We start from the raw sequence: 22,656 nt of genomic DNA, 5'->3' as shown, positions 1-22,656 counted from the left end.
CCCCGAAGGGTCACGGACCTGCGCATTCGTGACTTTATCGTCCGCTCGGGTGCCGGTCCGGGGCCTAACGTCGAATGGTGAACAGCATCGCTCAGAACGTCGAAGCCACCTCGGGGCAGGCCGAGCACAAGGCCCATGACCTCGGGCATCCGCCGCGCTACTTCGTGTCGGCGATGCTCGCGGGCGCTTACATCGCCGTCGGCGAGGTGCTGCTCCTGGTCGCGATCTCGCCGTTCGTGGCGAAGGGCTCGCCGGCCGTGAAACTGCTGGAGGGCGCGGTCTTCCCGATCGCCCTGACCATCGTGATGTTCGCCGGCGCCCAGCTCTTCACCAGCAATGTGATGGTCATGCTGGTCGGCGCCCTGTCGGGGCGGACCGGTCCGCGGGACCTGTTCCTTTCCTGGACGCTCTCGCTGGCCGGGAACCTGGTCGGGGCCTTCGCCTTCGGGGCCATGGTGCACGCCTCGGGCGTGGCCTCCTCGCCCTCGGCGCGGTCCATGCTCACCGAGATGGTCCACGGGAAGATGGCGCTGAGCGGCGGACAGCTGTTCTGGCGCGCGGTCCTCTGCAACATGCTCGTCTGCCTGGCCATCTGGATGTTCACCCGGGCCCGCGGCGATGCGGCCAAGATTTTCGTCCTGTGGCTGCCGGTGGCCGTTTTCGTCGCCGTCGGATTCGAACACTGTGTAGCGAACATGGCTGTTTTCAGCCTCGCGATCCTGGATGGCTCAGCCGGATTCGGTGATCTTTTCCGGAATCTGATGTTCACCGTGCCGGGGAACGTCGTGGGCGGAGGATTGCTGGTGGGAGCCGTTTACTGGTTCACCGGCGGGGCCCTGCGCGAGGGCGGAGCGTCGACTTCCGAGTAACGCTCCGTGGATAAATAAGGTAACCCTTAGTGATGGAGGCCACCAGAGGTGGCCTCCATCACGGCTTGTCGGGGCCCGACTAATTACGCAACAATGGCGTTGTGAAATACGGCGAACGGATGAGCGAGGCCCCCCAGGGCGAACTCGCGACCGGGGAGCGGTCAACCCGCAACCGGGTCGCGCGGTCGATCCTGGACCACGGTCCTTCCACCGTTGCCGACCTCGCCCAGCGTGTAGGCCTCACCCAGGCCGCCGTCCGCCGCCACCTCGACACGCTCGTCGCAGACGACGTCGTCGAGCCCCGTGAGCAGCGCGTGTACGGAGCGCGGACCCGAGGCCGGCCCGCCAAGGTCTTCGCGCTGACCGACTGCGGTCGTGACGCCTTCGACCAGTCCTACGACTCCCTCGCCGCGGACGCCATGCGCTGGATCGCGCAGGCCGCCGGGGGCGGGGAGCAGGGCGAGGCGGCCGTTGCCGCCTTCGCCAAGGCCAGGCTCACGGCGCAGGCCGAGACCTACCGCGAAGCCGTGGAAGCGGCCGACCCGGCGGGGCGCACCGAGGCCCTTGCCAGGGCGTTGACCGGAGACGGGTACGCTGCTACGGCGAAGAGCGCTCCCGGTCCGCACAGCGGTGAACAGCTCTGCCAGCACCACTGCCCGGTCGCACACGTCGCCGAGCAGTTCCCGCAGCTCTGCGAGGCGGAGACCGAGGTCTTCTCCCGCCTGCTCGGGACGCACGTGCAGCGTCTCGCCACGATCGCCCACGGCGACGGGGTGTGCACGACGTTCATTCCACGCAGTGGGAGCGGCGTCGCTGCCACAGGCGCCACACAGACCGACACCTCAGTATCTGCAAGTACGGCCGGGAGGAACCCCGCATGACCACGGAGACTGCTCACCCTGAGCTCGATGGCCTGGGCACCTACGAATACGGATGGGTCGACTCCGACGCGGCCGGTGCGGTCGCGAAGCGAGGCCTGTCCGAGGAGGTCGTCCGCGACATCTCGGCGAAGAAGTCCGAGCCGGAGTGGATGCTGAACCTCCGTCTCAAGGGCCTCAAGCTGTTCGGCAAGAAGCCCATGCCCAACTGGGGTTCCGACCTCTCGGGCATCGACTTCGACAACATCAAGTACTTCGTGCGCTCCACCGAGAAGCAGGCCGCTTCGTGGGAGGACCTGCCGGAGGACATCAAGAACACGTACGACCGCCTCGGCATCCCGGAGGCGGAGAAGCAGCGCCTCGTCGCCGGTGTCGCCGCCCAGTACGAGTCCGAGGTCGTCTACCACCAGATCCGCGAGGACCTGGAGGAGCAGGGCGTCATCTTCCTCGACACGGACACCGCGCTCAAGCAGTACCCGGAGCTCTTCCAGGAGTACTTCGGCACGGTCATCCCGGTCGGCGACAACAAGTTCGCCTCGCTGAACACCGCCGTGTGGTCGGGCGGCTCGTTCATCTACGTCCCCAAGGGCGTCAAGGTCGACATCCCGCTCCAGGCCTACTTCCGCATCAACACGGAGAACATGGGCCAGTTCGAGCGGACGCTGATCATCGTCGACGAGGACGCCTACGTCCACTACGTCGAGGGCTGCACCGCCCCGATCTACTCCTCGGACTCGCTGCACAGCGCCGTGGTCGAGATCATCGTGAAGAAGGGCGGCCGCTGCCGCTACACGACGATCCAGAACTGGTCGAACAACGTCTACAACCTGGTCACCAAGCGCGCCGTGGCGTACGAGGGCGCGACCATGGAGTGGATCGACGGCAACATCGGTTCCAAGGTCACCATGAAGTACCCGGCCGTCTACCTGATGGGCGAGCACGCCAAGGGCGAGACCCTCTCCATCGCCTTCGCGGGCGAGGGCCAGCACCAGGACGCCGGCTCCAAGATGGTCCACATGGCGCCGAACACCTCCTCCAACATCGTCTCGAAGTCGGTGGCCCGTGGCGGCGGCCGCACCTCGTACCGCGGTCTGGTCGAGATCGGCGAAGGTGCCCACGGCTCCAAGTCCAACGTGCTGTGCGACGCGCTCCTGGTCGACACCATCTCCCGCTCGGACACGTACCCCTACGTGGACGTCCGCGAGGACGACGTGTCCATGGGCCACGAGGCGACCGTCTCCAAGGTCTCCGACGACCAGCTCTTCTACCTGATGAGCCGCGGTCTGACGGAGTTCGAGGCCATGGCGATGATCGTGCGCGGCTTCGTCGAGCCGATCGCCCGTGAGCTGCCGATGGAGTACGCGCTGGAGCTGAACCGGCTGATCGAGCTGCAGATGGAAGGCTCGGTCGGTTAGTCCCGGCCCGCCCGACGTCCCGCAGCAGATTCTTTAAGGAAGAGAGCAACACGACAGCCATGGCTGAGGCTCAGAACATCCCGGCGGGCTCGACTACCGCCGGCGCGATCGCGGTGGCCGCCGAGTCCACCGTCGCCACCCGGATGAGTGCCCCCCCGTCCTTCGACGTGGCGGACTTCCCCGTGCCCACCGGGCGCGAGGAGGAGTGGCGCTTCACGCCGCTCGCCCGCCTCAAGGGCCTGCACGACGGCACCGCGGTCGCCAACGGCACCATGAAGGCACAGATCGACGCGCCCGACGTGGTCACGATCGAGTCCGTGGAGCGCGGCGACGCGCGCATCGGCAAGGCCGGCACCCCGGTGGACCGGATCGCCGCCCAGGCGTTCTCGTCCTTCGCCAAGGCCACGGTCGTGACCGTGCCCAAGGAAGCGGTGCTCACCGAGCCCGTGCGCGTCACGCTGCACGGCGAGGGCGGCACGACCTTCGGTCACACCGTCTTCGACGTCCAGGCCTTCGCCGAGGCCGTCATCGTCATCGACCACACCGGTGACGGCGTGCGCGCCGCCAACGTGGACTTCCTCGTCGGCGACGGCGCCAAGCTCACCGTGGTCTCCGTGCAGGACTGGGACGACACCGCCGTCCACGTCTCCCAGCACAACGCCCTGATCGGCCGCGACGCGACCTTCAAGTCGATCGTGGTCACCTTCGGCGGAGACCTCGTACGCCTCCACCCGCGCGTGAACTACGCGGGCCCCGGCGGCGAGGCCCAGCTCTTCGGCCTGTACTTCACGGACGCCGGTCAGCACCAGGAGCACCGCCTCCTGGTCGACCACAAGGCCCCGCACTGCAAGTCGAACGTGGTCTACAAGGGCGCGCTCCAGGGCCAGGACGCCCACGCGGTCTGGATCGGTGACGTGCTCATCGAGAAGACCGCCGAGGGCACCGACACCTACGAGATGAACCGCAACCTCGTCCTCACGGACGGCGCGCGGGTCGACTCGGTGCCGAACCTGGAAATCGAGACCGGCGAGATCGTCGGCGCCGGCCACGCCTCCGCGACCGGCCGCTTCGACGACGAGCAGCTCTTCTACCTGCAGTCCCGCGGCATCCCGGCCGACACGGCCCGCCGCCTGGTCGTGCGCGGCTTCTTCGGCGAGCTCGTCCAGCAGATCGGTGTCCCGGACATCGAGGAGCGGCTGCTCGCGAAGATCGAAACCGAGCTGCAGGCGTCCGTCTGATGACCTACGTCAAGGCCTGTGCGCTGAGCGAGCTGGAGGAGAACGCCCCCAAGCGGGTCGAACTCGACGGCACGCCGGTGTCCATCGTCCGCGCCGAGGGGGAGGTGTTCGCGATCAACGACATCTGCTCGCACGCGAACGTCTCGCTCTCGGAGGGCGAGGTCGAAGACTGCATGATCGAGTGCTGGCTGCACGGCTCGGCCTTCGACCTGCGCACCGGCAAGCCGTCCGGTCTGCCCGCGACGCGCCCCGTACCCGTATACCCCGTAAAGATCGAAGGGGACGACGTGCTCGTCTCCCTCACCCAGGAGTCCTGAGGTATCCATGGCAACGCTTGAAATCCACGACCTGCACGTCTCCGTCGAGGCCGAGAACGCCGCCCGCGAGATCCTCAAGGGCGTCAACCTCACCATCAAGCAGGGTGAGACGCACGCCATCATGGGTCCGAACGGCTCCGGCAAGTCCACCCTCGCGTACGCGCTCGCCGGTCACCCGAAGTACACCATCACCAAGGGCACCGTGACCCTCGACGGCGAAGACGTCCTGGAGATGTCCGTCGACGAGCGCGCCCGCGCCGGCGTCTTCCTCGCCATGCAGTACCCGGTGGAGATCCCCGGCGTCTCGGTCTCCAACTTCCTGCGCACCTCGGCCACCGCCATCCGTGGCGAGGCGCCGAAGCTGCGTACCTGGGTGAAGGAGGTCAAGTCCGCGATGGAGCAGCTCCAGATGGACCCGGCCTTCGCCGAGCGCAACGTCAACGAGGGCTTCTCCGGCGGTGAGAAGAAGCGCCACGAGATCCTGCAGCTGGAGCTCCTGAAGCCGAAGATCGCGATCCTCGACGAGACCGACTCCGGCCTCGACGTCGACGCCCTGCGCCAGGTCTCCGAGGGCGTCAACCGCGTCCGCGACACGGGCGAGGTCGGCACCCTGCTGATCACGCACTACACGCGGATCCTCCGCTACATCAAGCCCGACTTCGTCCACGTCTTCTCCGAGGGCCGCATCGTCGAGTCCGGCGGCGCCGAGCTCGCCGACAAGCTGGAGGCCGAAGGCTACGAGTCGTACAGCACGAAGGGTGGCGCGACCGCGTGACACAGCTGCCTGGCCTCCTCGACACCGAGGCGATCCGCAAGGACTTCCCCCTTCTGGATCGTGTGGTCCACGACGGGAAGAAGATCGTTTACCTGGACAACGCGGCGACTTCGCAGAAGCCGCGCCAGGTGCTCGACGCGCTGAACGAGTACTACGAGCAGCACAACGCCAACGTCCACCGCGGCGTGCACGTGCTCGCCGAGGAGGCCACGGCGCTGTACGAGGGCGCCCGCGACAAGGTCGCCGCCTTCATCAACGCTCCGAGCCGCAACGAGGTGATCTTCACCAAGAACGCCTCGGAGTCGCTCAACCTGGTCGCGAACATGCTCGGCTGGGCGGACGAGCCCTACCGGGTCGACCGCGAGACCGAGATCGCCATCACCGAGATGGAGCACCACTCCAACATCGTCCCGTGGCAGCTGCTCTCGCAGCGCACCGGCGCGAAGCTGAAGTGGTTCGGCCTGACCGACGACGGCCGTCTCGACCTGTCCAACATCGAAGAGGTCATCACGGAGAAGACGAAGATCGTCTCCTTCACGCTGGTCTCCAACATCATGGGCACGGTCAACCCGACCGAGGCGATCGTCCGGCGCGCGCAGGAGGTCGGCGCGCTGGTGCTGATCGACGCCTCGCAGGCCGCTCCGCACATGCCGCTCGACGTGCAGGCGCTCGGCGCCGACTTCGTGGCCTTCACCGGCCACAAGATGTGCGGCCCGACCGGCATCGGCGTCCTCTGGGGCCGCCAGGAGCTGCTCGAGGACCTGCCGCCCTTCCTGGGCGGCGGCGAGATGATCGAAACCGTCTCGATGCACTCCTCGACGTACGCCCCGGCGCCCCACAAGTTCGAGGCCGGTACGCCCCCGATCGCCCAGGCCGTCGGCCTCGGCGCGGCCGTGGACTACCTGACCGCGATCGGCATGGACAAGATCGCCGCGCACGAGCACGCGATCACCGAGTACGCGATCAAGCGGCTCGCGGAGGTCCCCGACCTGCGCATCATCGGCCCCACCACGGCCGAGGACCGCGGCGCCGCGATCTCCTTCGTGCTGGGTGACATCCACCCGCACGACGTCGGCCAGGTACTGGACGAGCAGGGCATCGCGGTCCGCGTGGGACACCACTGCGCCCGCCCGGTCTGCCTCCGGTACGGAATTCCGGCGACGACGCGAGCGTCTTTCTATCTGTACTCCTCTCCGGCCGAGGTCGACGCACTGGTCGCCGGGCTGGAGCACGTACGGAACTTCTTCGGATAAGACGAAGCGACGAAGGCGACGAGGGCGCAGTGAAGCTGGAATCCCTGTACCAGGAACTGATCCTGGACCACTACAAGCACCCGCGCGGGCGAGGCCTGCGCGACGGCGACGCCGAGGTGCACCACGTCAACCCGACGTGCGGTGACGAGATCACCCTGCGCGTGAAGTACGACGGCGAGACCCTCACGGACATCTCGTACGAGGGCCAGGGCTGCTCCATCAGCCAGGCCGGCGCGTCGATACTGAACGAGCTGCTCGTCGGCAAGGAGCTGGGCGAGGCGCGGAAGATCCAGGAAGTCTTCCTGGAGCTGATGCAGTCCAAGGGCAAGATGGAGCCCGACGAGGCCATGGAGGAGGTGCTGGAGGACGCGGTCGCGTTCGCCGGCGTCTCCAAGTACCCGGCCCGGGTGAAGTGCGCCCTGCTGAGCTGGATGGCGTGGAAGGACGCGACCGCCCAGGCACTGGGCGACGCCGAGAGGAAGACGGCATGACCGAGAACGCGACGCCCGAGGCGTCCATCAAGCCGGCCACCGAGGAAGAGGTCCGCGAGGCCCTCTACGACGTGGTCGACCCCGAGCTGGGCATCGATGTCGTCAACCTGGGCCTGATCTACGGCATCCACGTCGACGACGCGAACATCGCCACCCTCGACATGACCCTCACCTCGGCGGCCTGCCCGCTGACGGACGTCATCGAGGACCAGGCGAAGTCGGCCACCGACGGAATCGTCAACGAACTGCGCATCAACTGGGTGTGGATGCCGCCGTGGGGCCCGGACAAGATCACGGACGACGGCCGCGAGCAGCTGCGCGCGCTCGGGTTCAACGTCTGACCTGCGGGTTCAACGTCTGACCTGCGGGTTCAACGTCTGACCGACGCCCTGAGAACGACGGCCGTCCTACGGCCGAGTGAACGGACGACCCCCGGCACACCCGTGCCGGGGGTCGTCTGTTTTCCCGGCGGACGGACCGCGTGCACCGGGAGTTGGCCATGGTGGCCGAATCTTCTCGACGGCCGTCACAACGTGACGGCGCAGACGAGAGGACCTCCGTTGACCGTTCGCCCTTCACCGGCACGCCGCCTCGGTGCCGTGGGAGCCGCCGGAGCCGCCGCCCTGCTCACCGCAGGACTGGCCGCGCCCGCCCACGCCGCACAGGAAGCCGCCGCCGAACCGACCATCGCGCTCTCGGCCGGGTACCTGTCCGGGGCCGTCGGTGCGATCGGAGACCCGGCCGTCACCGTGGACATCGCGCAGGAGGGCATGCCCGCCGCGTTCCTCAAGGTCGACGTCCTCTCCTCCAGCAACCCGGCCGTCGCCGGCCCCGGCGACGTGCACATCGGCCGGACCGGCCGCGGCGAGCGCGAGCTGACCGTCCGCCCGCGGGCCCAGGGCCACACCGACCTGACGCTGCGGGTGACCGGCCGCGGCGGCAGGACGGCCACGGCCACCCTCTCCTACGCCGCTTCGGCGCGGGTGGCCGCCGCCTTCTCCACCCGCTACCTCACGGGCTCCGCCGACTCCTCGGCCGCCGTGGACGTCGGCGGCGGCTACGCGCTGGTCGCCGACGACGAGACCAACGTGCTGCGCCTGTACGACCGTTCCCGCTCGGGCGCCCCCGTGAAGACCTGGGACCTCGGCCCCGCGCTCGGCATCAAGAAGGAAGCCGACATCGAGGCCGCCGCCCGCGTCGGCGACACCGTGTACTGGACGGGCTCGCTCGGCAACAACAAGGACGGCAAGTACAAGGCCGAGCGCAACACCGTCTTCACCACCCGGCTCACCGGGACCGGCGCCGACACCGAGGTCGTCCTCGGGTCCGCCTACAAGGGCCTGCGCGAGGACCTCATCGCCTGGGACACGGCCCACGGGAACCGCTTCGGCTTCGCCGCGGGCACGGCGGCCGGCAAGATCCCGAAGAGCATCGACGGGTTCAACGTGGAGGGGCTGGAGTTCGCCCCCGGTTCCACCACCACCGCCTACCTGGGCTTCCGCGCCCCGCTCGCCCCCGCGGTACCCGGCGGCAAGGCCCTGGTCGTGCCCGTCACCAACATCGACCAGGTCGTGGCCGGCGCGGCCAAGCCGGTCTTCGGCGAGCCGGTCGAGATGGACCTCGGCGGGCTCGCGATCCGCGACATCCGCAAGAACGCCGCCGACCAGTACCTGATCCTGGCCGGCTCCTGGGCCGCGGACGACAACTCCGACCCGTACGCCCTCTACCAGTGGGACGGCAACCCGGCCCACGCCCCGGTCAAGCGGGCCGACCTGCCGACCACCGACCCGGGCGGCTGGGAGGCCGTGGTCTCCGTACCCGACCTGCGCGTGCCCGGCGCCCGCGTCCAGCTGATCACCGACAGCGGCTCCGCCGACCTGTACGGCGACGGTACCGAGGCCAAGGACCTCGACCACCCGGAGTGGAAGAAGTCCCGGTCCGGATGGTTCGCGCTCGGCCCGATGCGCGGGGGATCCCGATGAAGCAGCACGCCGAGCAGTACGAGCAGCACGAGCAGCCCGAGCAGCAGAGGAAGCAGACGATGCGGAAGACCCAGAAGCACGCCCACCTCGCGACCGCCGGTGTCGCGGGCATCGCGGCCCTGCTCCTCGCCGCCACGGCCATGCCCGCGCAGGCGGTGACCTACGGCACGCCCACCATCTCGCTGTCCGCCGCCTACCTGTCCGGGGCCGTCGGCGCGACGGGTGACCCGACGGTGGACGTGACCGTGGCGCAGAGCGGCGCGGACGTCTCCGCGCTCACCGTCAGCGCCTCGGCCTCCAGCAAGGCCACGGTCGCCGGGACCGGCGACGTGAGCTTCACCGGGGCCGGCGCGGTCCGCAAGCTGGCGGTCGCCGCCCGCGGCCGCGGCTACACCAACCTCACCGTCAAGGTGACCGGGCTGGGCGGCAAGACCGCCACCAAGACGCTGTACTACGCCGCCTCCTCCGCCGTGCAGAACCCGGCCGACGCCCGCTACTTCACCGGCGCCTCCGACTCCTCGGCCGCCGTGGACGTCGGCGGCGGCCACACCGTCGTCGCCGACGACGAGAGCAACGTGCTGCGGCTGTACGACCGCGCCAACTCCGCGGCCCCGGTCCGGACCTGGGACTTCAGCTCGCAGCTCGGCGTCACCAAGGAGGTGGACATCGAGGGCGCGACCCTGATCGGCAACACCATCTACTGGACGGGCTCGCTCGGCAACAACAAGGACGGCGAGTACAAGGCCCCGCGCAACACCGTGTTCACCACCACGCTCAGCGGCTCCGGCTCCACCGCGCAGCTCGCGTACGGGCGTTCGTACAAGAAGCTCCGCGACGACCTGGTGGCCTGGGACAAGGCGAACGGGAACCGCTACGGCTTCGCCGCCGGTACGGCCGACGGTGAGGCGCCGAAGCAGATCGACGGGTTCAACGTGGAGGGGCTGGAGTTCGCCCCCGGTTCCACCACCACCGCCTACCTGGGCTTCCGCGCCCCGCTGGCCCCGGCGGTGCCCGGCGGCAAGGCCCTGATCGTGCCGGTGACCAACTTCGACAAGGTGATCTCCAGCGGGACCAAGGCCACCTTCGGCGCGGGCATAGAGCTCGACCTCGGCGGGCTCGCGATCCGTGACATCCGCAAGAACGCCGCCGACCAGTACCTGATCCTGGCCGGCTCCTGGGCCGCGGACGACAACTCCGACCCCTACGCCCTCTACCAGTGGGACGGGATCGCGGGCCACGCCCCGGTCAAGCGGGCCGACCTGCCGACCACCGACCCGGGCGGCTGGGAGGCCATCGTGGCGGTCCCCGACCTGTCGGTCGCGGGCGCGCGGGTGCAGCTGATCACCGACAGCGGCTCCGCCGACCTGTACGGCGACGGCACCGAGGCCAAGGACCTCACCCACCCGGAGTGGAAGAAGTCCCGCGCGGCCTGGTTCACGCTGAACTGAGCTCCCCGGGCTGCTCGGGCTGCTCGGGCGGCTCGGACTGTCTGGTGAGCTCCGCCGCCAGGTCCTCGCGGCGGATCCGCCGGTCCGTGTAGAGCAGACCGGCGGTGAGCTGCGGGAAGCAGAGCAGCAGGGTCTGGGCGACCATCGCGCCGAGCGCGGTGAGGACCGCGTGCACGAAGCCGCCGTCCACCGCCGGGATCAGGCTGAGCGCCCCGGCGAAGGCGAAGGGCAGCTGGACGGCGTACGCCGCTGAGAGCGCGATCGCGGCGGCGAGGGCGCCGAGGCCGAGCGTGCGCCACCAGGCCCCGCGCACCAGGCGGGCCGAGCGGCGCAGGGCGCCGAGCGGGCCCGGGCCCTCGCAGGCGGCGACCGTGGGCGCGAGCGCGAACAGCACCCCGAGCCCGAGGGCGGCCGGCAGGGTGGCGGCCGCGAGCAGCGGGGGCAGCCCGGCGGCCAGGACGGCGGCGCCCGGTCCGGCCACGGCGCCGAGGGCCAGCAGCTGCGTGCCGAGGACGGCTCCGAAGCGGGGGCGGGCGGCGCGCAGCAGCGTACGGGCGGTGGCGCGGCGGCCGAGTACCGCCGGGCGGAGCACGGCGCCCGTCAGGGCGGAGGCCAGGGCGCAGGTCAGCAGGGTGGCCAGGGCCGCGGCGGGAACCAGGACGGCGACGGGCCGGACGTGCAGCGCGAGGGCGGCCAGGGCGGCCCCGGCGAGCAGCAGCAGGGCGGCGAGCTGGCCGAGGAGCATGGCACCGGTCAGCGGGACCCAGTACCGGGCGAGGGCGGCGCAGGCGCCGCCGAGTATCTCGCCGCAGCCCAGCGGCCGCAGGGATATCACGCCCGGCCGGGGCGGCCGCGGCGCCAGCCAGCCACCGCCCCAGTGGGTCCACTGACCGTCCATGCGGATCTCCTCCCGTCCCCGGTCGGGGCGCACACCGTAACCGCGGGTGCCGGGGAAGTCCCGCAGCCGCGCGCAAATGACCCCGCCCCGCCGGGCCTTGGGCTCCGGCGGGGAGGGGCGCGGCGTGCGCGCGGGATGTTCTGGTGAACGAGCCCCGGATGTCCGCGTCTTCTCTGTGTACGGATGTACGCATCGTTGTGTACGGTCGTACGCATGCCCTATCTCCTCCTGGCCGCGGCCATAGCCGCCGAGGTCGCCGGTACCACCGCCATGAAGTTCAGCGAGGGCTTCACCAGGCTGTGGCCCTCGCTGATCACGCTGGTGGGGTACGTCATCGCCTTCACGCTGCTGGCACAGACGCTGAAGTCGATGTCGGTCGGGACCGCGTACGCGATCTGGGCCGGTGTCGGCACGGCCGCGATCGCCGGGATCGGCATGGTCTTCATGGGCGAGGCCGCCACGGCCGCGAAGATCGGCGGCATCGTGCTCGTGATCGCCGGGGTCGTGCTGCTGAACCTCGGGGGGACCACGCACTGATGCCCCGCCGGAATCCCGGCGGGGCATCGATGCGTGCCGTTCCGCGCTGCTACTGCACGTCGACGAGGTCCCCGCGGCTCGTCGCGGCGAAGTGGTCGGACGCGGCCTGCTCGTAGCGGGCCTGCCAGGAGCCGTCCTTGGTGGCCGTGAAGGCCTTCTTGAACGTGCCGTCGGCCGCCGTCGTGGCCGTACCCGCCAGGGTCCACGCGGTCGTGCCGGTCGCGCGGAAGTACACGCGGACCGGCTGGCCCGCGTACCCGCTCCACGTGGTCTCGTTGTAGTACCGGGTGTGAGTGAGCTTTCCGGTGACCGTGATGGGCCGGCCGGCCTTGACCGGCTCCGGGGCTGCGTTGAACTCCGGGATCGCCGTGGCCACCCGGGCCGCGATGCCGGAGGTCCCCGCAGGTCCGGCGGGGATGTCGGGGGTTCCGGCGTACCGCAGCCGCCAGGATCCGGGTCCCGTATAGGGCAGCGACGCCGCCGTGACGGCGCGCGTGCTGTCACCGGCCGGGGCGGCGCTCTCCCGGGTCGCCTTGGTGATCCACTCCGAAGAGCCGCTGGACTGGAACTCGACCAGGACCTTCAGCTTGGCGGGCGCCGGGAGGTCGTACGCGGACAGCCTGCCGGTGAGGGAGACCTTCCGGTCCTGGGTGACGGTAGTGGTCAGGCCCCCGTGGAAACCGGCGCTGGTGGAGGGGTCCACGGCCACGGTCGCCTGGCTGCTCGCCATCCAGGCCGAGCCGGTGAGGGTGACCAGCCCGGTGATCCTGCCGTCCACCGGGATCTGTGCGGTGAACCGGCCGTCCTCGCCGGTCTGCGCCCGGCCCCCGTTCCGGGACTGGACCCAGGTGCCGGCGGGCGCCGGCTTCATGGTGCCGTCGGCGCCCTTGAAGGTGACCCGGCCGCTCAGCGGAGCCTTGGAGCCGTCCGGCGCGCTCACCTTGGCGGCGTCCAGGGTGATCCTGGAACTCGGGCCCTGGGCCGTCTGGATCGTGCGCGATGCGCCGAGCGGGCTGTTCGCCCCCTCCTTCTCCGGCCGGAGGGTCACGCGGACCGCCGTCCCGTGCGACGCCTCGTTCTTCTCGGAGCCGGTGAAGGTGAACGGCGTCTCGATGTGCCCCGCGGCGTCGGTGAACACTGGGGTGGAGCCCGCCGCCGTGTCCAGCATCAGCTTGCCGTTGGGCAGCGGCCGCTCGGTGTCGTTGCGGGGGTCGCGGCCCACGGCGTCGGCCTTGATGGTGACCGTCCGGTGCTCGACGTCCGGCCTCCCGACCACATCGAGGGCGGTGACCCGGGGGATCAGCCCGTAGGCGAGGGTGGCCTTGTCCTTGTGCACGATCGGCTCGCTCAGGGTGCCGTCGTACAGGACGTCCACGCTGTACGTGCCCAGGTCCGCCAGCCGCAGGGGCGCGGAGCGGATGCCGGTCCCGGGGTCGGTGTCGTCCTGGCAGGACGGGCTGCACGGGTCCTCGTCCGGCGTGGACTCGAACGAGGTGACCGTCGCGACCGGGGCGGTGCTGCCGGCCTTGCGCAGCTGCACCTTGAGGCGCTTCGGCAGCTTGGAGCCGCCGAAATCCAGGTGGATCCGCGTGCCGTCGGTCCAGGCCTTGAAGCCGGACGCCGCGGGGTCGGCCGCCAGGGCGGTGGTGGGAACGGCGAGGACGACCCCGAGCGCCGTGGACGTGCACAGGGCAGCCAGGCTGCGCTTCCTCATGTGTCTCCTTCCGGGATGCTGACGAATGATCAAGATCTGGAGAGGAGACGCACCGGGCGGGGAAAGGGTTGTACCGGGCCGGAAGATCGGGCTGCGCCGAGGTGCGCGGCCCTGTGTACTGTCGTACGCATGCCTCGTCAGTCACCCGCCGCCGCCGTGCCGGGAGCCGTCCGCTGATGGCCGGCTCGGTGCGGCGCTACGACCCCGACCGGCGGGAGCGGATCATCGCCGCGGCGATCCGCGTGGTGGGCGCCCGCGGCATCGCGGGGCTCAGCCACCGCAGCGTGGCGGCGGAGGCCGACGTACCGCTCGGCTCCACGACGTACCACTTCAAGACCCTGGACGACCTGCTGGTCGCGGCGCTGCGCCAGGCCAACGAGGGCTTCGCCCGCGCGGTGGCGGACTCCGCGGCGCTGGCCGATCCGGGCGCGGACCTGGCGGGGGCCCTGGCCGTCCTCCTGGGCGGGTTCCTCGGGGCGGACCGGGCGCTGGCGGAGTTGGAGTACGAGCTCTACCTCGCCGCCCTGCGCCGTCCCGCGCTGCGTCCCGTGGCGGCCGAATGGTGCGAGGCCGTCGCCACGGCCCTGACGGACCGGGTGGACCCGGCGACGGCCCGGGCGCTGGTCGCGGTGATGGACGGGATCAGCCTGCAGGTCCTGCTGACGGGGGCGGAGTACGACGAGGCGTACGCCTGCGGGATCCTGCGGAGGGTGCTGCGGGCCTGACGGTGGCCGGAGCGGGTCAGGCTCCGCCGACCGCGGCTCCGGTGCGCCGGCCGCGCCCCCGGGGCTACGCGCCGCGGACCGCCGCGAGGGCGGCGGCCACGCTCGCCTCGATGTCCCGGACCGGGTAGAAGACCTCGCGGACGGTCCGGTCGCGGTCCACCACCAGCGTCAGGCGCTTCAGCCGGCTGATCCCCCCCGCCCGGAAGGTCGGCAGCCGCAGCGCCGTCACCAGGCCGAGCTCCGCGTCGGAGAGCAGGGGGAAGCGGAGCCCCTCGGCCTCCGCGAACTCCCGCTGCTCGTCCGGCCGCTGGGTCGACACCCCGTGCACCGTCGCGCCCGCCGCCGTGAACTCCGCGAGCTGGTCGCGGTAGGTGCACGATTCGAGGGTGCATCCCCGCGCCCCGGGGATCCCGGCCCACCCCGGCGGGTAGGACTCGGACCGGGCGAAGGCTCCCGGGAAGCAGTACAGGACGGTGAACGGCGTGTCCGCCACCGGGTCGCGGAGCTCGCCGAAACGGTCCGGCAGCACCAGCTCGGGCAGCCGGGTGCCGCGCAGCGCGTGGACCCGTACCGCCTCGCGCGATGCCTCGTGGGTCGTCGCCGTCATCTCTCCCTCTCCCAGGATCCAGGTGTCCCCCCAGTCCTGGAGGGCGACCAGCACCGGCAGCAGCCCCCGCCCGCGCGGGGTCAGCCGGTACGCGTGCCGCACCGGGCGGTCCTGGTACGGCTCGCGGGTCAGCACGCCGGCCTCGACGAGCAGCTTCAGCCGTTCCGTCAGGACCTTGCGGGACATGCCCAGTTCGCGCTGGAACTCGTCGAAGCGGTGCACGCCGCGCGCCGCGTCGCGCACGATCAGCAGCGTCCACCAGTCGCCCACGACGTCGAGGGCCTGGGCGATGGAGCAGTCCGCGTCGTCGAGGTGCGTGCGCTGGGTCATGGGCACTCCTTTGTCCGTTGACCCGAGGTTGTCATGCTGACATAGTCCGTTCCCAAAGGGAACTAACTCGGGGGTCGGCTGGTGCTGCAAGGATTCAAGGACGTGCCCAGAGCGGTGTGGCTGCTCTCGCCGGGCGTTTTCGTCAACGCCGTGTCCAGCTTCACCTTCGTCTTCGTCTTCGTGTACCTGACCGGCCCGCGCGGGCTCTCCGTCGCCGAGGCCGGCCTCATCACCGGAATCGGCGGCATCGGCCTGGTCGCAGGCAACTTCACCGGTGGCGGCTTCGGGGACCGCCACGGCCACCGCCGCGTGCTGCTCATCGCCTCCGCGCTCGCCGGAGGAGCCCTCATCCTCCTGCCGGTGCTGCCCACCGCCGCGCTCTACGCGGCCCTGCCCCCGGCCCAGTACGCCATCGGGGCGATCCGCTCCGCCAACGCCGCCCTCGTCGCCGTGATCGTCCCCGAGGGGGCGCGCCGCCCGTCCTTCGCCGTGGTCCGCTGCGTGTCCAACGGCGGCTTCACCCTCGGAGCACCGCTCGGCGCGCTCATCGCGACCGGGCTCTCCTACGACTGGCTCTTCGTCGCCGACGGCATCGGCACCCTCGTCTTCGCCGTCTGGACCGCCCGCGTCGTTCCCGCGCGGGGCGCCGCGAACACCCCCGCCGCGGCCCCGGACGGGGGTCTGGGCCGCGGCGTGTGGGGGGAGCTCCGGGCCAGGCCCGCCGTCCTCGTCCTGCTGGCCGCGATCCTCGTCGTCGACGTGATCTACCGCCAGCAGTACTCGACCTTCCCGGTCTACCTGGCCGACCACGGCCTGGACACCGGCGCCTACGGGCTGATCATCGCCCTCAACGGCGCCGTCATCCTCCTCCTGGAACTGCCGGCCGCCGTCGCCCTGCGCACCCGCCCGCCGCTGGCCGTCATCGGCGCGGGACTCCTGCTCGTCGGCGCCGGGTACGGGGCGCTGCTGCTCGGGGCCGGGATCGGGACGGCCGTGGCGATGATGCTGCTGCTGAGCCTCGGGGAGATCCTCTACAAGACCACCGCCACCGCCTACGTCGCCGACCAGGCGCCCCCGCACGCCATCGGGCTGTTCCAGAGCCTGTACGCGGGGGTCTCGGCCAGTGGCGTCGTACTCGGCGGACCGCTCGGCGGGACCCTGTACTCCGCGGCGCCCGGGCTGCTGTGGCCGCTGTGCGCGGCGCTGGCGGCAGGGGCGGGCGGGGCGGTGCTGTGGATGGGGGCGCGGGGCCGGCGGGGGCCGCGACCTGCGGGAGAGCAGCACCCGGTGCGGGATCCGGCGCCGGGGCCCGCGGAGGACCCGGCGCGACACGACCCGCGCCCGGCACATGAGACCGGTTCGCGACCGCGGGCCGTCGCCGGTTAGGTTTCGGGCATGACTGCTACGCGTACCACCGGCGCCGTCGCCGCCGGACTTGCCACCATCACCGCCGACGGCACCGTCCTCGACACCTGGTTCCCCGCCCCCCAGCTGGTCGCCGAGCCCGGCCCGGCCGGCACCGAGCGCCTCACCGCCGAGCAGGCCGTGGAGCTGCTGGGGGCCACCGCGCCCAAGGCGATCCGCCAGGACGCGGTCCGCGGCGTCGAGGTCGTAGCCGTCCGCACCGTGATCGCCTCCCTGGAGGACAAGCCGCTGGACGCGCACGACGCGTACCTGCGCCTGCACCTGCTCAGCCACCGCCTGGTCAAGCCGCACGGCCAGAACCTGGACGGCGTCTTCGGCCTGCTGGCCAACGTCGCCTGGACCTCGCTGGGCCCGGTCGCGATCGACCAGGTCGAGACGGTCCGCCTGAACGCCCGCGCCGAGGGCCTGCACCTCCAGGTCACCTCGATCGACAAGTTCCCGCGGATGACGGACTACGTCGCCCCCAAGGGCGTGCGCATCGCCGACGCGGACCGGGTCCGCCTGGGCGCGCACCTCGCCGAGGGCACCACCGTCATGCACGAGGGCTTCGTCAACTTCAACGCCGGCACCCTGGGCACCTCCATGGTCGAGGGCCGGATCTCCGCGGGCGTCGTGGTCGGCGACGGCTCCGACATCGGCGGCGGCGCGTCCACCATGGGCACCCTGTCGGGCGGCGGCAAGCAGATCATCTCGATCGGCGAGCGCACCCTGATCGGCGCCGAGGCGGGCATCGGCATCGCCCTGGGCAACGAGTGCGTCGTGGAGGCGGGTCTCTACGTCACCGCCGGCACCCGGGTGACCCTGCCGGACGGCCAGATCGTCAAGGCCCTGGAGCTCTCCGGCGCCGACAACATCCTCTTCCGCCGCAACTCGGTCACCGGCGCCGTCGAGGCCCGCCCGTACAAGGCGGCCTGGGGCGGCCTGAACGAGGTCCTGCACAGCCACAACTGACCTACAGCCGCAACGCGACCGACCCCGGTCCGGTCCTGGTCCTGCCGACGCCCTCCCACCCCGTCGGGGTGGGAGGGCGTCGTGCGTGGTGAGCGCCCTCCCGCCCCGAGCGGGGGAGGGGCATTGCGCACGCGGGGTCCCCGCGGGCCGGGGATCCGGCCGGCGGCGGTCAGCGCAGGGGGATCGTGCGGACCAGCCCGGCGAAGGCCTGCTGCTCCGCCTCGGTCAGTTCCACCGACTCCATCGGATGGACGGAGACGCCGCGCTGGGCGGGGATGACCGAGAGGCCTTCGAAGGCGCCTGGCTCCGGGTGGTGGAAACGGCTGTCCCACAGCATGTGGCCGAGGCCGATCAGCCAGACGGCGGCGGCCACGAGCAGGACGGCGATGCCGATTTCCTGAGCGAGGGAAATGGAGGGGAACACGCGGTCCTCCAAAGGAGTGCTGGAGTGCGGTACAAGATCGGGCGTGGGGACACTCAACACCAGAACCGCCCGAATGGGTAGGGATGTGCTGAGCGTCACGCCAGGGCCAAAGGTCCCTACCTCGGCTCCCGACCGTCCGCACTCCGGGCCCGGTCCCCGGCCCGGACCCCGGTCGGATCAGGTCAGCGGCAGCTTGAAGCCCTCGTGGCTCCGGGCGTAGCCCAGCCGCTCGTAGAACCGGTGCGCGGCGGTGCGCCGCTTGTTGCTGGTGAGCTGCACCAGGCCGCAGCCGTGCGCGCGGGCCCGGTCCGCCGCCAGCTCCATCAGGCGGGCCCCGAGCCCCCCGCCCCGCCGGTCCGCGCGGATCCGTACCGCCTCCACGAGGGCCCGCTCCCGGCCGCCCTGGCCCAGACCCGGAACGTAGGTCAGCTGCAGACAGCCGACGAGCTCCCCGTCCTGCTCCAGGACCAGCATCTCGTTGCGCGGGTCCGCCTCGATCGCGGCGAAGGCCCGCTCGTGGGCCTCGGAGACCGGCTCCGGTGCCGGTGCCGGGGCTCCGGTGGCGGCCGCGGCCGGGTTCTCGTCCTGGGCCAGCAGGGCCAGTACGGCGGGCAGGTCCTGGCGGGTAGCGGTACGGAAGATCATGCCGGGATCATGCCAAAGGGGCCGGGCGGCGGTGCGGCCCGGCCCCTTCGGCGCCGCCGCTACGGGCGGAAGCGCACGACCTGCGGGTCGTGGTCGCTGTTCTGGTTCGCGAACTCCGCGTTGATGTGCACGCTGTCGTAGCTGAACTGCTTGATGCCCGGGCTCGTCAGGATCTGGTCCAGGACCTGCGCGTTGCCCTGGTAGACGTAGGAGTAGCGCTCCGGCTTCGGCAGCGACTTGATCGCCGAGTACAGCGCCCCGCCGTCCTCCAGCGCCTTCGCCGTGTCCGAGAACTCGAAGTCGTTGATGTCGCCGACCACGAGGACCGCGGCCTTCTTCTCCACGGCCAGGAGGTCCTTCACGAAGCCGTTCACGGCCTGCGCCTGCAGCAGCCGCTTGGCCTCGGAGGAGCGCACCGGAGGCTGGTGCGAGGAGGCCAGGCCCTCGTCGCCGCCCTTCGAACCGAAGTGGTTGGCGATCACGAAGACCGTCTTGCCGCGGAAGACGAACTCGCCGGCCAGCGGCTTGCGGCTGTCCGCCCACGCCGGGTTCGCCGGGTCGATGCGGCCGGGGGAGTGCGTCAGGGCGGCCTTGCCCTTCTCCTTGACCACACCGGTCGCCGTCACGGCGTCGCCCGGGGCCCGGTCGGTGAAGGAGACCCGCTCCGGGTTGAAGAGGAACACCTGGCGGATGTTGCCGCCGGGCTCACCGCCGTCCTTCTTGTCCTCCGGGTCCACCGAGCGCCACTGGTACGCCGGGCCGCCCGCGGCCGCGATGGCCGCGGTGAACTTGGCCACGGTGGCACCGGCCGAGACCGTGCCGTCGTTCTTGGCCCCGTTGTCGTCCTGGATCTCCTCCAGGGCGAGGATGTCGGGGGAGGCGAGGTTCTCGACGACGGCCTTCGCCAGGTTGTCGAACTTCTCCTGCGGGTCGGTCGGGTCGAGGTTCTCCACGTTGTACGTGGCCACCGAGAGTTCCTTCTCGGCCTGCGGCTTGGTCTTCTCCGGGGCCAGGGTGCCCGGCTTGACCGTGCCGAGGGTGCGGGCCACCAGGGTGTAGCCGCCGAACTGGTTGAAGTCCAGCGGGCCTTCGGTGCGGCCGGTCAGCTTGTCGCCGACGTTGGCCACCGGGAACGGCTGCTGCGCGAGGGGCGCGAGCTGCTGGATCTGGAGGCGGCCGGTGTTCTGGGAGTCGTACGAACCGTAGAGCGTGCCACCGCGCTTGGTGTTGTTCTCCCAGCCCTTCACCGTCACCCACAGCTCGGCGTACGGGTCGGTGGCGCCGACCACGCGCGAGTTGCCGATCGCGATGTTCATGCCTTCCAGGGACTCGTAGTAGTCCAGGGCGTAGCGCGAGGGCTCCAGGGTCAGGCCGTTGATGCTGCCGGCGGCGGCCGGGTCGCCCTCCGGGGCGTACGCGCAGGGGACCGAGTACTCGTTGACGGCGGTGACCGCGGGCAGCGCGTTGCCGGAGGAGACCACGGCCACGACGGGCTTGGAGATCTGGGTGACCGACTGGTTGCCGGAGGCGACGCCGCCGGGGACGTACTCGCCGACCAGACCGGAGACGGTGACGGCGTCGCCGACCGCGACGGTCGGGACCGAGTTGGTGAAGACGAACACGCCCTCGCTGGTGGCGTCGTCGTCGTCCGTGTCGGGGTCCTGGATCCAGAACCCGCGCGAGCCGTAGGTGCGCACGCCCGTGACGATGCCCGCCACATCGGTGACCTGCTTGCCGACCAGCGGGGACGTGCGGGTGGCGCCCTGGATGTCGTGGATGCGTATCGGATCGGCGGACACGGCGCCTTCGGCCGCGTCGGCGGTGCCCGCGAGCAGGCCGGTGGCCAGCGCGGTGGCGACGAGGGCCGCGACGGCGGCGGAACGGGGATGCGAGGAGCGCATGGGCGGGAACTCCGGTGTGTGGAGGGGGAAGCAGATATCTACGCGCGTCAATTTCCTTCGTGCCCGGCAAAGTTGTCAAGCCCTACAGGGAATACGGAGGTTGACTGTGGGATGAACCAAAGGGGAGGGGCCGCCGGGAGCGCCCGAAATGCGTCTACTCTGGGGCGCCGTACGACCTGTAGACGAACCGCCCGAACCACCCGTACTGATCCACCCGAACCACCCCGTACCCGAACCACCCGTGCCCGCGAGGAGAACCGCCCCATGTCCGCAGACTCGCACCCCACGCTGCCGCCGGTACGGCTGCTCCCCGACGCGGAACTGGCCCGCGACGCCCTGGCCGCCCCGCTGTTCGCCCGCGCCGTGCGCCTGGCCCGCTGGGCCGGACCGGACACCCGCGTGGACACCGGCGGCGAGCTCGTCGCCGCGCAACTGCCCGACGCGGTGGCCCTGCTGGGCCTCGACCCCGCCGACGAGGACTCCGCCGCCCACGCGAGCCAGGCCTGGCGGGTGGCCGTCGACACCGGCCTCGTCGACGTCACCGAACCGGAGGAGGAGGAGGACGGCTCCGCCGCCGGGGAAGCGGACGGGGACGACCGGGAGTTCGGCACCGCCGAGCCCGGCGAGGACCTGGCCCTGGTGACCGGCGGAACCCCGGGCGACGTGCTCGACCTGTGGCTGGCGGCCCTGGACACCGTCCTCGCGGACGCGGCGGTACCGGCCCTGGACGACCTCGTCGACGCCCTCGATGCGGGGGGCGAGATCGACTTCGACCAGCTCGACTGGAACCCGCGCCGCGAGGCCGACTTCCTCGACGGGGTGCTCGCCAACCTCTACCTGCTCGCCGTGGCCGAAGGCGGCACGGCCGACGGCCCGGTACCGCTCCCGGTGCTCGCCGCCTCGATGGTGGTGCCGGACGACATGGGCGACCCCACCGACGCCGTACTGGAACAGGTCTCGGACGCGATGATGCGCCTCGACGACCAGTTCCGGCAGCTGGAGCCGATCGGACTGGTCGAGTTCCGCCCCGTCGACGAGGAGCTGATGGCGGAGGCCGAGGACGAGGAGTTCCTCGCGGGCGCGGGCGCCGCCGACGGCGCCGCCCCCGACGAGGAGGACGTCTCCCGGTACGGGCTGGTCCGCCTGACCCCGCTCGGGCTCTACGGGATCCGGGCGCGCATGCTGGAGGCGGGCGTCGAGGCCCCGGCCGTGGGAGAACTGGCCGACAAGGGCGCGGACGTCCTGCTCGACGTGGTCTCCCACTACTCCGAGGCCGCCGCCCAGGCCGAGATCGAGCAGTGGCTGGCCGGCCGCCCCGTACCCGAAGCCGTCACGGAGCTGCTCGCCGCCGCGCGCGGCGCCGACCCCGGCGGCCCGCTGCGCCGGCTGCGCTGCCAGCAGGCCCTCGCTCCGGCCGGAGCGGAGGCCGAGCAGGCCGTCCGCGCGGTACTGGACGACCACGAACTCGGCGGGCTCGCCCGGGTCTGGCTGGCCGAGCGCGGGGTGGCCGACGTACCGGCGCCGGACCAGGAGATGGTGTTCTGGCTGACGGTCGACACGATCGCGGCGCAGCTCGCGACGGGCGGTGCGGGCGGCGGGGGAGCCGACGGCGGGGAGGGCGCCGAGGCGGAGCTGCCGCTCCTGATCGCATCGCTGACCGACCACCACACCGGGTTCTTCGAGCAGGCCTGGCGCGTGGAGCACCCGGCGACGGCCCAGGTGCTGGAGGCGATGGGGCGGCTGCACCCCGACAGGAAGGCGGCCAAGGAAGCCCGGAAGGCCGCGTTCAAGGCGCGTTCCCGGGGCGTGTGAGGCGCTGGTAACCAGCCGTTC

General features: G+C 71.3%; 22 protein-coding genes. 16 read left to right on the top strand and 6 right to left on the bottom strand.

Features of this window, described 5'->3' with window-relative positions:
• Positions 1–77 precede the first annotated feature (77 nt).
• The 11 genes from ACFWNV_RS08900 (at position 78) to ACFWNV_RS08850 (ending at position 10,666) form a co-directional block, all read left to right on the top strand.
• Positions 78–869: a formate/nitrite transporter family protein gene (locus ACFWNV_RS08900; protein WP_383942703.1), complete on the top strand. Its 792-nt coding sequence runs from the start codon at positions 78–80 to the stop codon at positions 867–869.
• 119 nt (positions 870–988) lie between these two features.
• Positions 989–1,750, top strand: a complete 762-nt coding sequence (locus ACFWNV_RS08895) for a helix-turn-helix transcriptional regulator (RefSeq protein ID WP_383942700.1) — start codon at positions 989–991, stop codon at positions 1,748–1,750.
• A complete protein-coding gene (gene sufB / locus ACFWNV_RS08890; protein ID WP_266909690.1) occupies positions 1,747–3,162 on the top strand; it encodes a Fe-S cluster assembly protein SufB in 1,416 nt (471 codons plus the stop codon). The genes ACFWNV_RS08895 and sufB overlap by 4 nt, the downstream gene beginning before the upstream one ends.
• A 59-nt stretch (positions 3,163–3,221) precedes the next feature.
• Positions 3,222–4,400 carry a Fe-S cluster assembly protein SufD gene (gene sufD, locus ACFWNV_RS08885; protein WP_383942696.1) on the top strand — a complete coding sequence of 393 codons (1,179 nt, stop codon included), beginning with the start codon at positions 3,222–3,224 and terminating at the stop codon, positions 4,398–4,400.
• The gene (locus tag ACFWNV_RS08880; protein ID WP_250742308.1) at positions 4,400–4,717 is read left to right on the top strand and encodes a bifunctional 3-phenylpropionate/cinnamic acid dioxygenase ferredoxin subunit; all 318 of its coding nucleotides are present in this window, start codon (positions 4,400–4,402) and stop codon (positions 4,715–4,717) included. Before sufD ends, ACFWNV_RS08880 begins: the two co-directional genes overlap by 1 nt.
• Before the next feature lie 7 nt (positions 4,718–4,724).
• Positions 4,725–5,492 carry a Fe-S cluster assembly ATPase SufC gene (sufC, locus tag ACFWNV_RS08875; RefSeq protein WP_383942692.1) on the top strand — a complete coding sequence of 256 codons (768 nt, stop codon included), beginning with the start codon at positions 4,725–4,727 and terminating at the stop codon, positions 5,490–5,492.
• Positions 5,489–6,745 (top strand): cysteine desulfurase, encoded by a 1,257-nt coding sequence (locus tag ACFWNV_RS08870; protein WP_383942690.1) that lies wholly within the window; start codon positions 5,489–5,491, stop codon positions 6,743–6,745. The genes sufC and ACFWNV_RS08870 overlap by 4 nt, the downstream gene beginning before the upstream one ends.
• Positions 6,746–6,774: 29 nt before the next feature.
• Positions 6,775–7,236, top strand: a complete 462-nt coding sequence (gene sufU, locus ACFWNV_RS08865) for a Fe-S cluster assembly sulfur transfer protein SufU (RefSeq protein WP_327307360.1) — start codon at positions 6,775–6,777, stop codon at positions 7,234–7,236.
• Complete coding sequence (locus ACFWNV_RS08860) at positions 7,233–7,577, top strand: metal-sulfur cluster assembly factor (RefSeq protein ID WP_215020285.1); 345 nt, start codon at positions 7,233–7,235, stop codon at positions 7,575–7,577. The genes sufU and ACFWNV_RS08860 overlap by 4 nt, the downstream gene beginning before the upstream one ends.
• 258 nt (positions 7,578–7,835) lie before the next feature.
• Positions 7,836–9,218 carry a hypothetical protein gene (locus ACFWNV_RS08855; protein WP_383942685.1) on the top strand — a complete coding sequence of 461 codons (1,383 nt, stop codon included), beginning with the start codon at positions 7,836–7,838 and terminating at the stop codon, positions 9,216–9,218.
• Between the two features lie 140 nt (positions 9,219–9,358).
• The gene (locus tag ACFWNV_RS08850; protein ID WP_383942738.1) at positions 9,359–10,666 is read left to right on the top strand and encodes a DUF3616 domain-containing protein; all 1,308 of its coding nucleotides are present in this window, start codon (positions 9,359–9,361) and stop codon (positions 10,664–10,666) included.
• On the opposite strand, the gene ACFWNV_RS08845 is transcribed toward ACFWNV_RS08850, so the two are convergent.
• A complete protein-coding gene (locus tag ACFWNV_RS08845; protein ID WP_383942682.1) occupies positions 10,653–11,564 on the bottom strand; it encodes a hypothetical protein in 912 nt (303 codons plus the stop codon). The genes ACFWNV_RS08850 and ACFWNV_RS08845 overlap by 14 nt on opposite strands.
• A gap of 213 nt (positions 11,565–11,777) precedes the next feature.
• On the opposite strand from ACFWNV_RS08845, the gene ACFWNV_RS08840 reads away from it, so the two are divergent.
• Positions 11,778–12,101, top strand: a complete 324-nt coding sequence (locus ACFWNV_RS08840; protein WP_383942679.1) for a DMT family transporter — start codon at positions 11,778–11,780, stop codon at positions 12,099–12,101.
• Positions 12,102–12,150: 49 nt separating this feature from the next.
• Here the strand turns inward: ACFWNV_RS08840 and ACFWNV_RS08835 are convergent, their stop codons facing one another.
• Positions 12,151–13,815 carry a hypothetical protein gene (locus tag ACFWNV_RS08835; protein WP_383942677.1) on the bottom strand — a complete coding sequence of 555 codons (1,665 nt, stop codon included), beginning with the start codon at positions 13,813–13,815 and terminating at the stop codon, positions 12,151–12,153.
• A gap of 176 nt (positions 13,816–13,991) precedes the next feature.
• Between ACFWNV_RS08835 and ACFWNV_RS08830 the strand changes: the two genes are divergently transcribed.
• A complete protein-coding gene (locus tag ACFWNV_RS08830) occupies positions 13,992–14,540 on the top strand; it encodes a TetR/AcrR family transcriptional regulator (protein WP_383942674.1) in 549 nt (182 codons plus the stop codon).
• 64 nt (positions 14,541–14,604) lie between these two features.
• On the opposite strand, the gene ACFWNV_RS08825 is transcribed toward ACFWNV_RS08830, so the two are convergent.
• Entirely contained in the window at positions 14,605–15,477 is an 873-nt protein-coding gene (locus tag ACFWNV_RS08825; protein WP_383942671.1) for a winged helix-turn-helix transcriptional regulator, read from the bottom strand.
• Positions 15,478–15,579: 102 nt separating this feature from the next.
• Here ACFWNV_RS08825 and ACFWNV_RS08820 point away from each other — a divergent pair, with 102 nt between their 5' ends.
• Both ACFWNV_RS08820 and dapD read left to right on the top strand, forming a co-directional pair.
• Complete coding sequence (locus ACFWNV_RS08820; protein ID WP_383942669.1) at positions 15,580–16,863, top strand: MFS transporter; 1,284 nt, start codon at positions 15,580–15,582, stop codon at positions 16,861–16,863.
• 9 nt (positions 16,864–16,872) lie between these two features.
• Positions 16,873–17,853: a 2,3,4,5-tetrahydropyridine-2,6-dicarboxylate N-succinyltransferase gene (gene dapD, locus ACFWNV_RS08815; RefSeq protein ID WP_383942666.1), complete on the top strand. Its 981-nt coding sequence runs from the start codon at positions 16,873–16,875 to the stop codon at positions 17,851–17,853.
• Between the two features lie 169 nt (positions 17,854–18,022).
• On the opposite strand, the gene ACFWNV_RS08810 is transcribed toward dapD, so the two are convergent.
• The 3 genes from ACFWNV_RS08810 to ACFWNV_RS08800 form a co-directional block, all read right to left on the bottom strand.
• Positions 18,023–18,277: a hypothetical protein gene (locus ACFWNV_RS08810; RefSeq protein WP_383942663.1), complete on the bottom strand. Its 255-nt coding sequence runs from the start codon at positions 18,275–18,277 to the stop codon at positions 18,023–18,025.
• 177 nt (positions 18,278–18,454) lie between these two features.
• Complete coding sequence (locus ACFWNV_RS08805; RefSeq protein WP_383942660.1) at positions 18,455–18,922, bottom strand: GNAT family N-acetyltransferase; 468 nt, start codon at positions 18,920–18,922, stop codon at positions 18,455–18,457.
• 59 nt (positions 18,923–18,981) lie between these two features.
• A complete protein-coding gene (locus tag ACFWNV_RS08800) occupies positions 18,982–20,823 on the bottom strand; it encodes an endonuclease/exonuclease/phosphatase family protein (protein WP_383942657.1) in 1,842 nt (613 codons plus the stop codon).
• A gap of 264 nt (positions 20,824–21,087) precedes the next feature.
• Here ACFWNV_RS08800 and ACFWNV_RS08795 point away from each other — a divergent pair, with 264 nt between their 5' ends.
• On the top strand, positions 21,088–22,635 hold the full coding sequence (locus ACFWNV_RS08795; protein ID WP_383942654.1) for a hypothetical protein: 1,548 nt from the start codon (positions 21,088–21,090) through the stop codon (positions 22,633–22,635).
• The last annotated feature ends 21 nt before the right edge of the window (positions 22,636–22,656 follow it).

It is taken from the genome of Streptomyces sp. NPDC058401 (assembly GCF_042722885.1).
In the GTDB taxonomy this organism is placed as follows: Bacteria; Actinomycetota; Actinomycetes; order Streptomycetales; family Streptomycetaceae; genus Streptomyces.
Note: the sequence above shows the minus strand (reverse complement) of the source record. Positions and strands in the feature narration are given on the sequence as shown.

Coding starts and splice junctions, on each gene's coding strand:
- ACFWNV_RS08895 (WP_383942700.1), top strand. CDS start 989: ATGAGCGAGGCCCCCCAGGGCGAACTCGCGACCGGGGAGCGGTCAACC.
- sufB (WP_266909690.1), top strand. CDS start 1,747: ATGACCACGGAGACTGCTCACCCTGAGCTCGATGGCCTGGGCACCTAC.
- sufD (WP_383942696.1), top strand. CDS start 3,222: ATGGCTGAGGCTCAGAACATCCCGGCGGGCTCGACTACCGCCGGCGCG.
- ACFWNV_RS08880 (WP_250742308.1), top strand. CDS start 4,400: ATGACCTACGTCAAGGCCTGTGCGCTGAGCGAGCTGGAGGAGAACGCC.
- sufC (WP_383942692.1), top strand. CDS start 4,725: ATGGCAACGCTTGAAATCCACGACCTGCACGTCTCCGTCGAGGCCGAG.
- ACFWNV_RS08860 (WP_215020285.1), top strand. CDS start 7,233: ATGACCGAGAACGCGACGCCCGAGGCGTCCATCAAGCCGGCCACCGAG.
- ACFWNV_RS08850 (WP_383942738.1), top strand. CDS start 9,359: ATGCCCGCGCAGGCGGTGACCTACGGCACGCCCACCATCTCGCTGTCC.
- ACFWNV_RS08845 (WP_383942682.1), bottom strand. CDS start 11,564: ATGGACGGTCAGTGGACCCACTGGGGCGGTGGCTGGCTGGCGCCGCGG.
- ACFWNV_RS08840 (WP_383942679.1), top strand. CDS start 11,778: ATGCCCTATCTCCTCCTGGCCGCGGCCATAGCCGCCGAGGTCGCCGGT.
- ACFWNV_RS08835 (WP_383942677.1), bottom strand. CDS start 13,815: ATGAGGAAGCGCAGCCTGGCTGCCCTGTGCACGTCCACGGCGCTCGGG.
- ACFWNV_RS08830 (WP_383942674.1), top strand. CDS start 13,992: ATGGCCGGCTCGGTGCGGCGCTACGACCCCGACCGGCGGGAGCGGATC.
- ACFWNV_RS08825 (WP_383942671.1), bottom strand. CDS start 15,477: ATGACCCAGCGCACGCACCTCGACGACGCGGACTGCTCCATCGCCCAG.
- dapD (WP_383942666.1), top strand. CDS start 16,873: ATGACTGCTACGCGTACCACCGGCGCCGTCGCCGCCGGACTTGCCACC.
- ACFWNV_RS08805 (WP_383942660.1), bottom strand. CDS start 18,922: ATGATCTTCCGTACCGCTACCCGCCAGGACCTGCCCGCCGTACTGGCC.
- ACFWNV_RS08800 (WP_383942657.1), bottom strand. CDS start 20,823: ATGCGCTCCTCGCATCCCCGTTCCGCCGCCGTCGCGGCCCTCGTCGCC.
- ACFWNV_RS08795 (WP_383942654.1), top strand. CDS start 21,088: ATGTCCGCAGACTCGCACCCCACGCTGCCGCCGGTACGGCTGCTCCCC.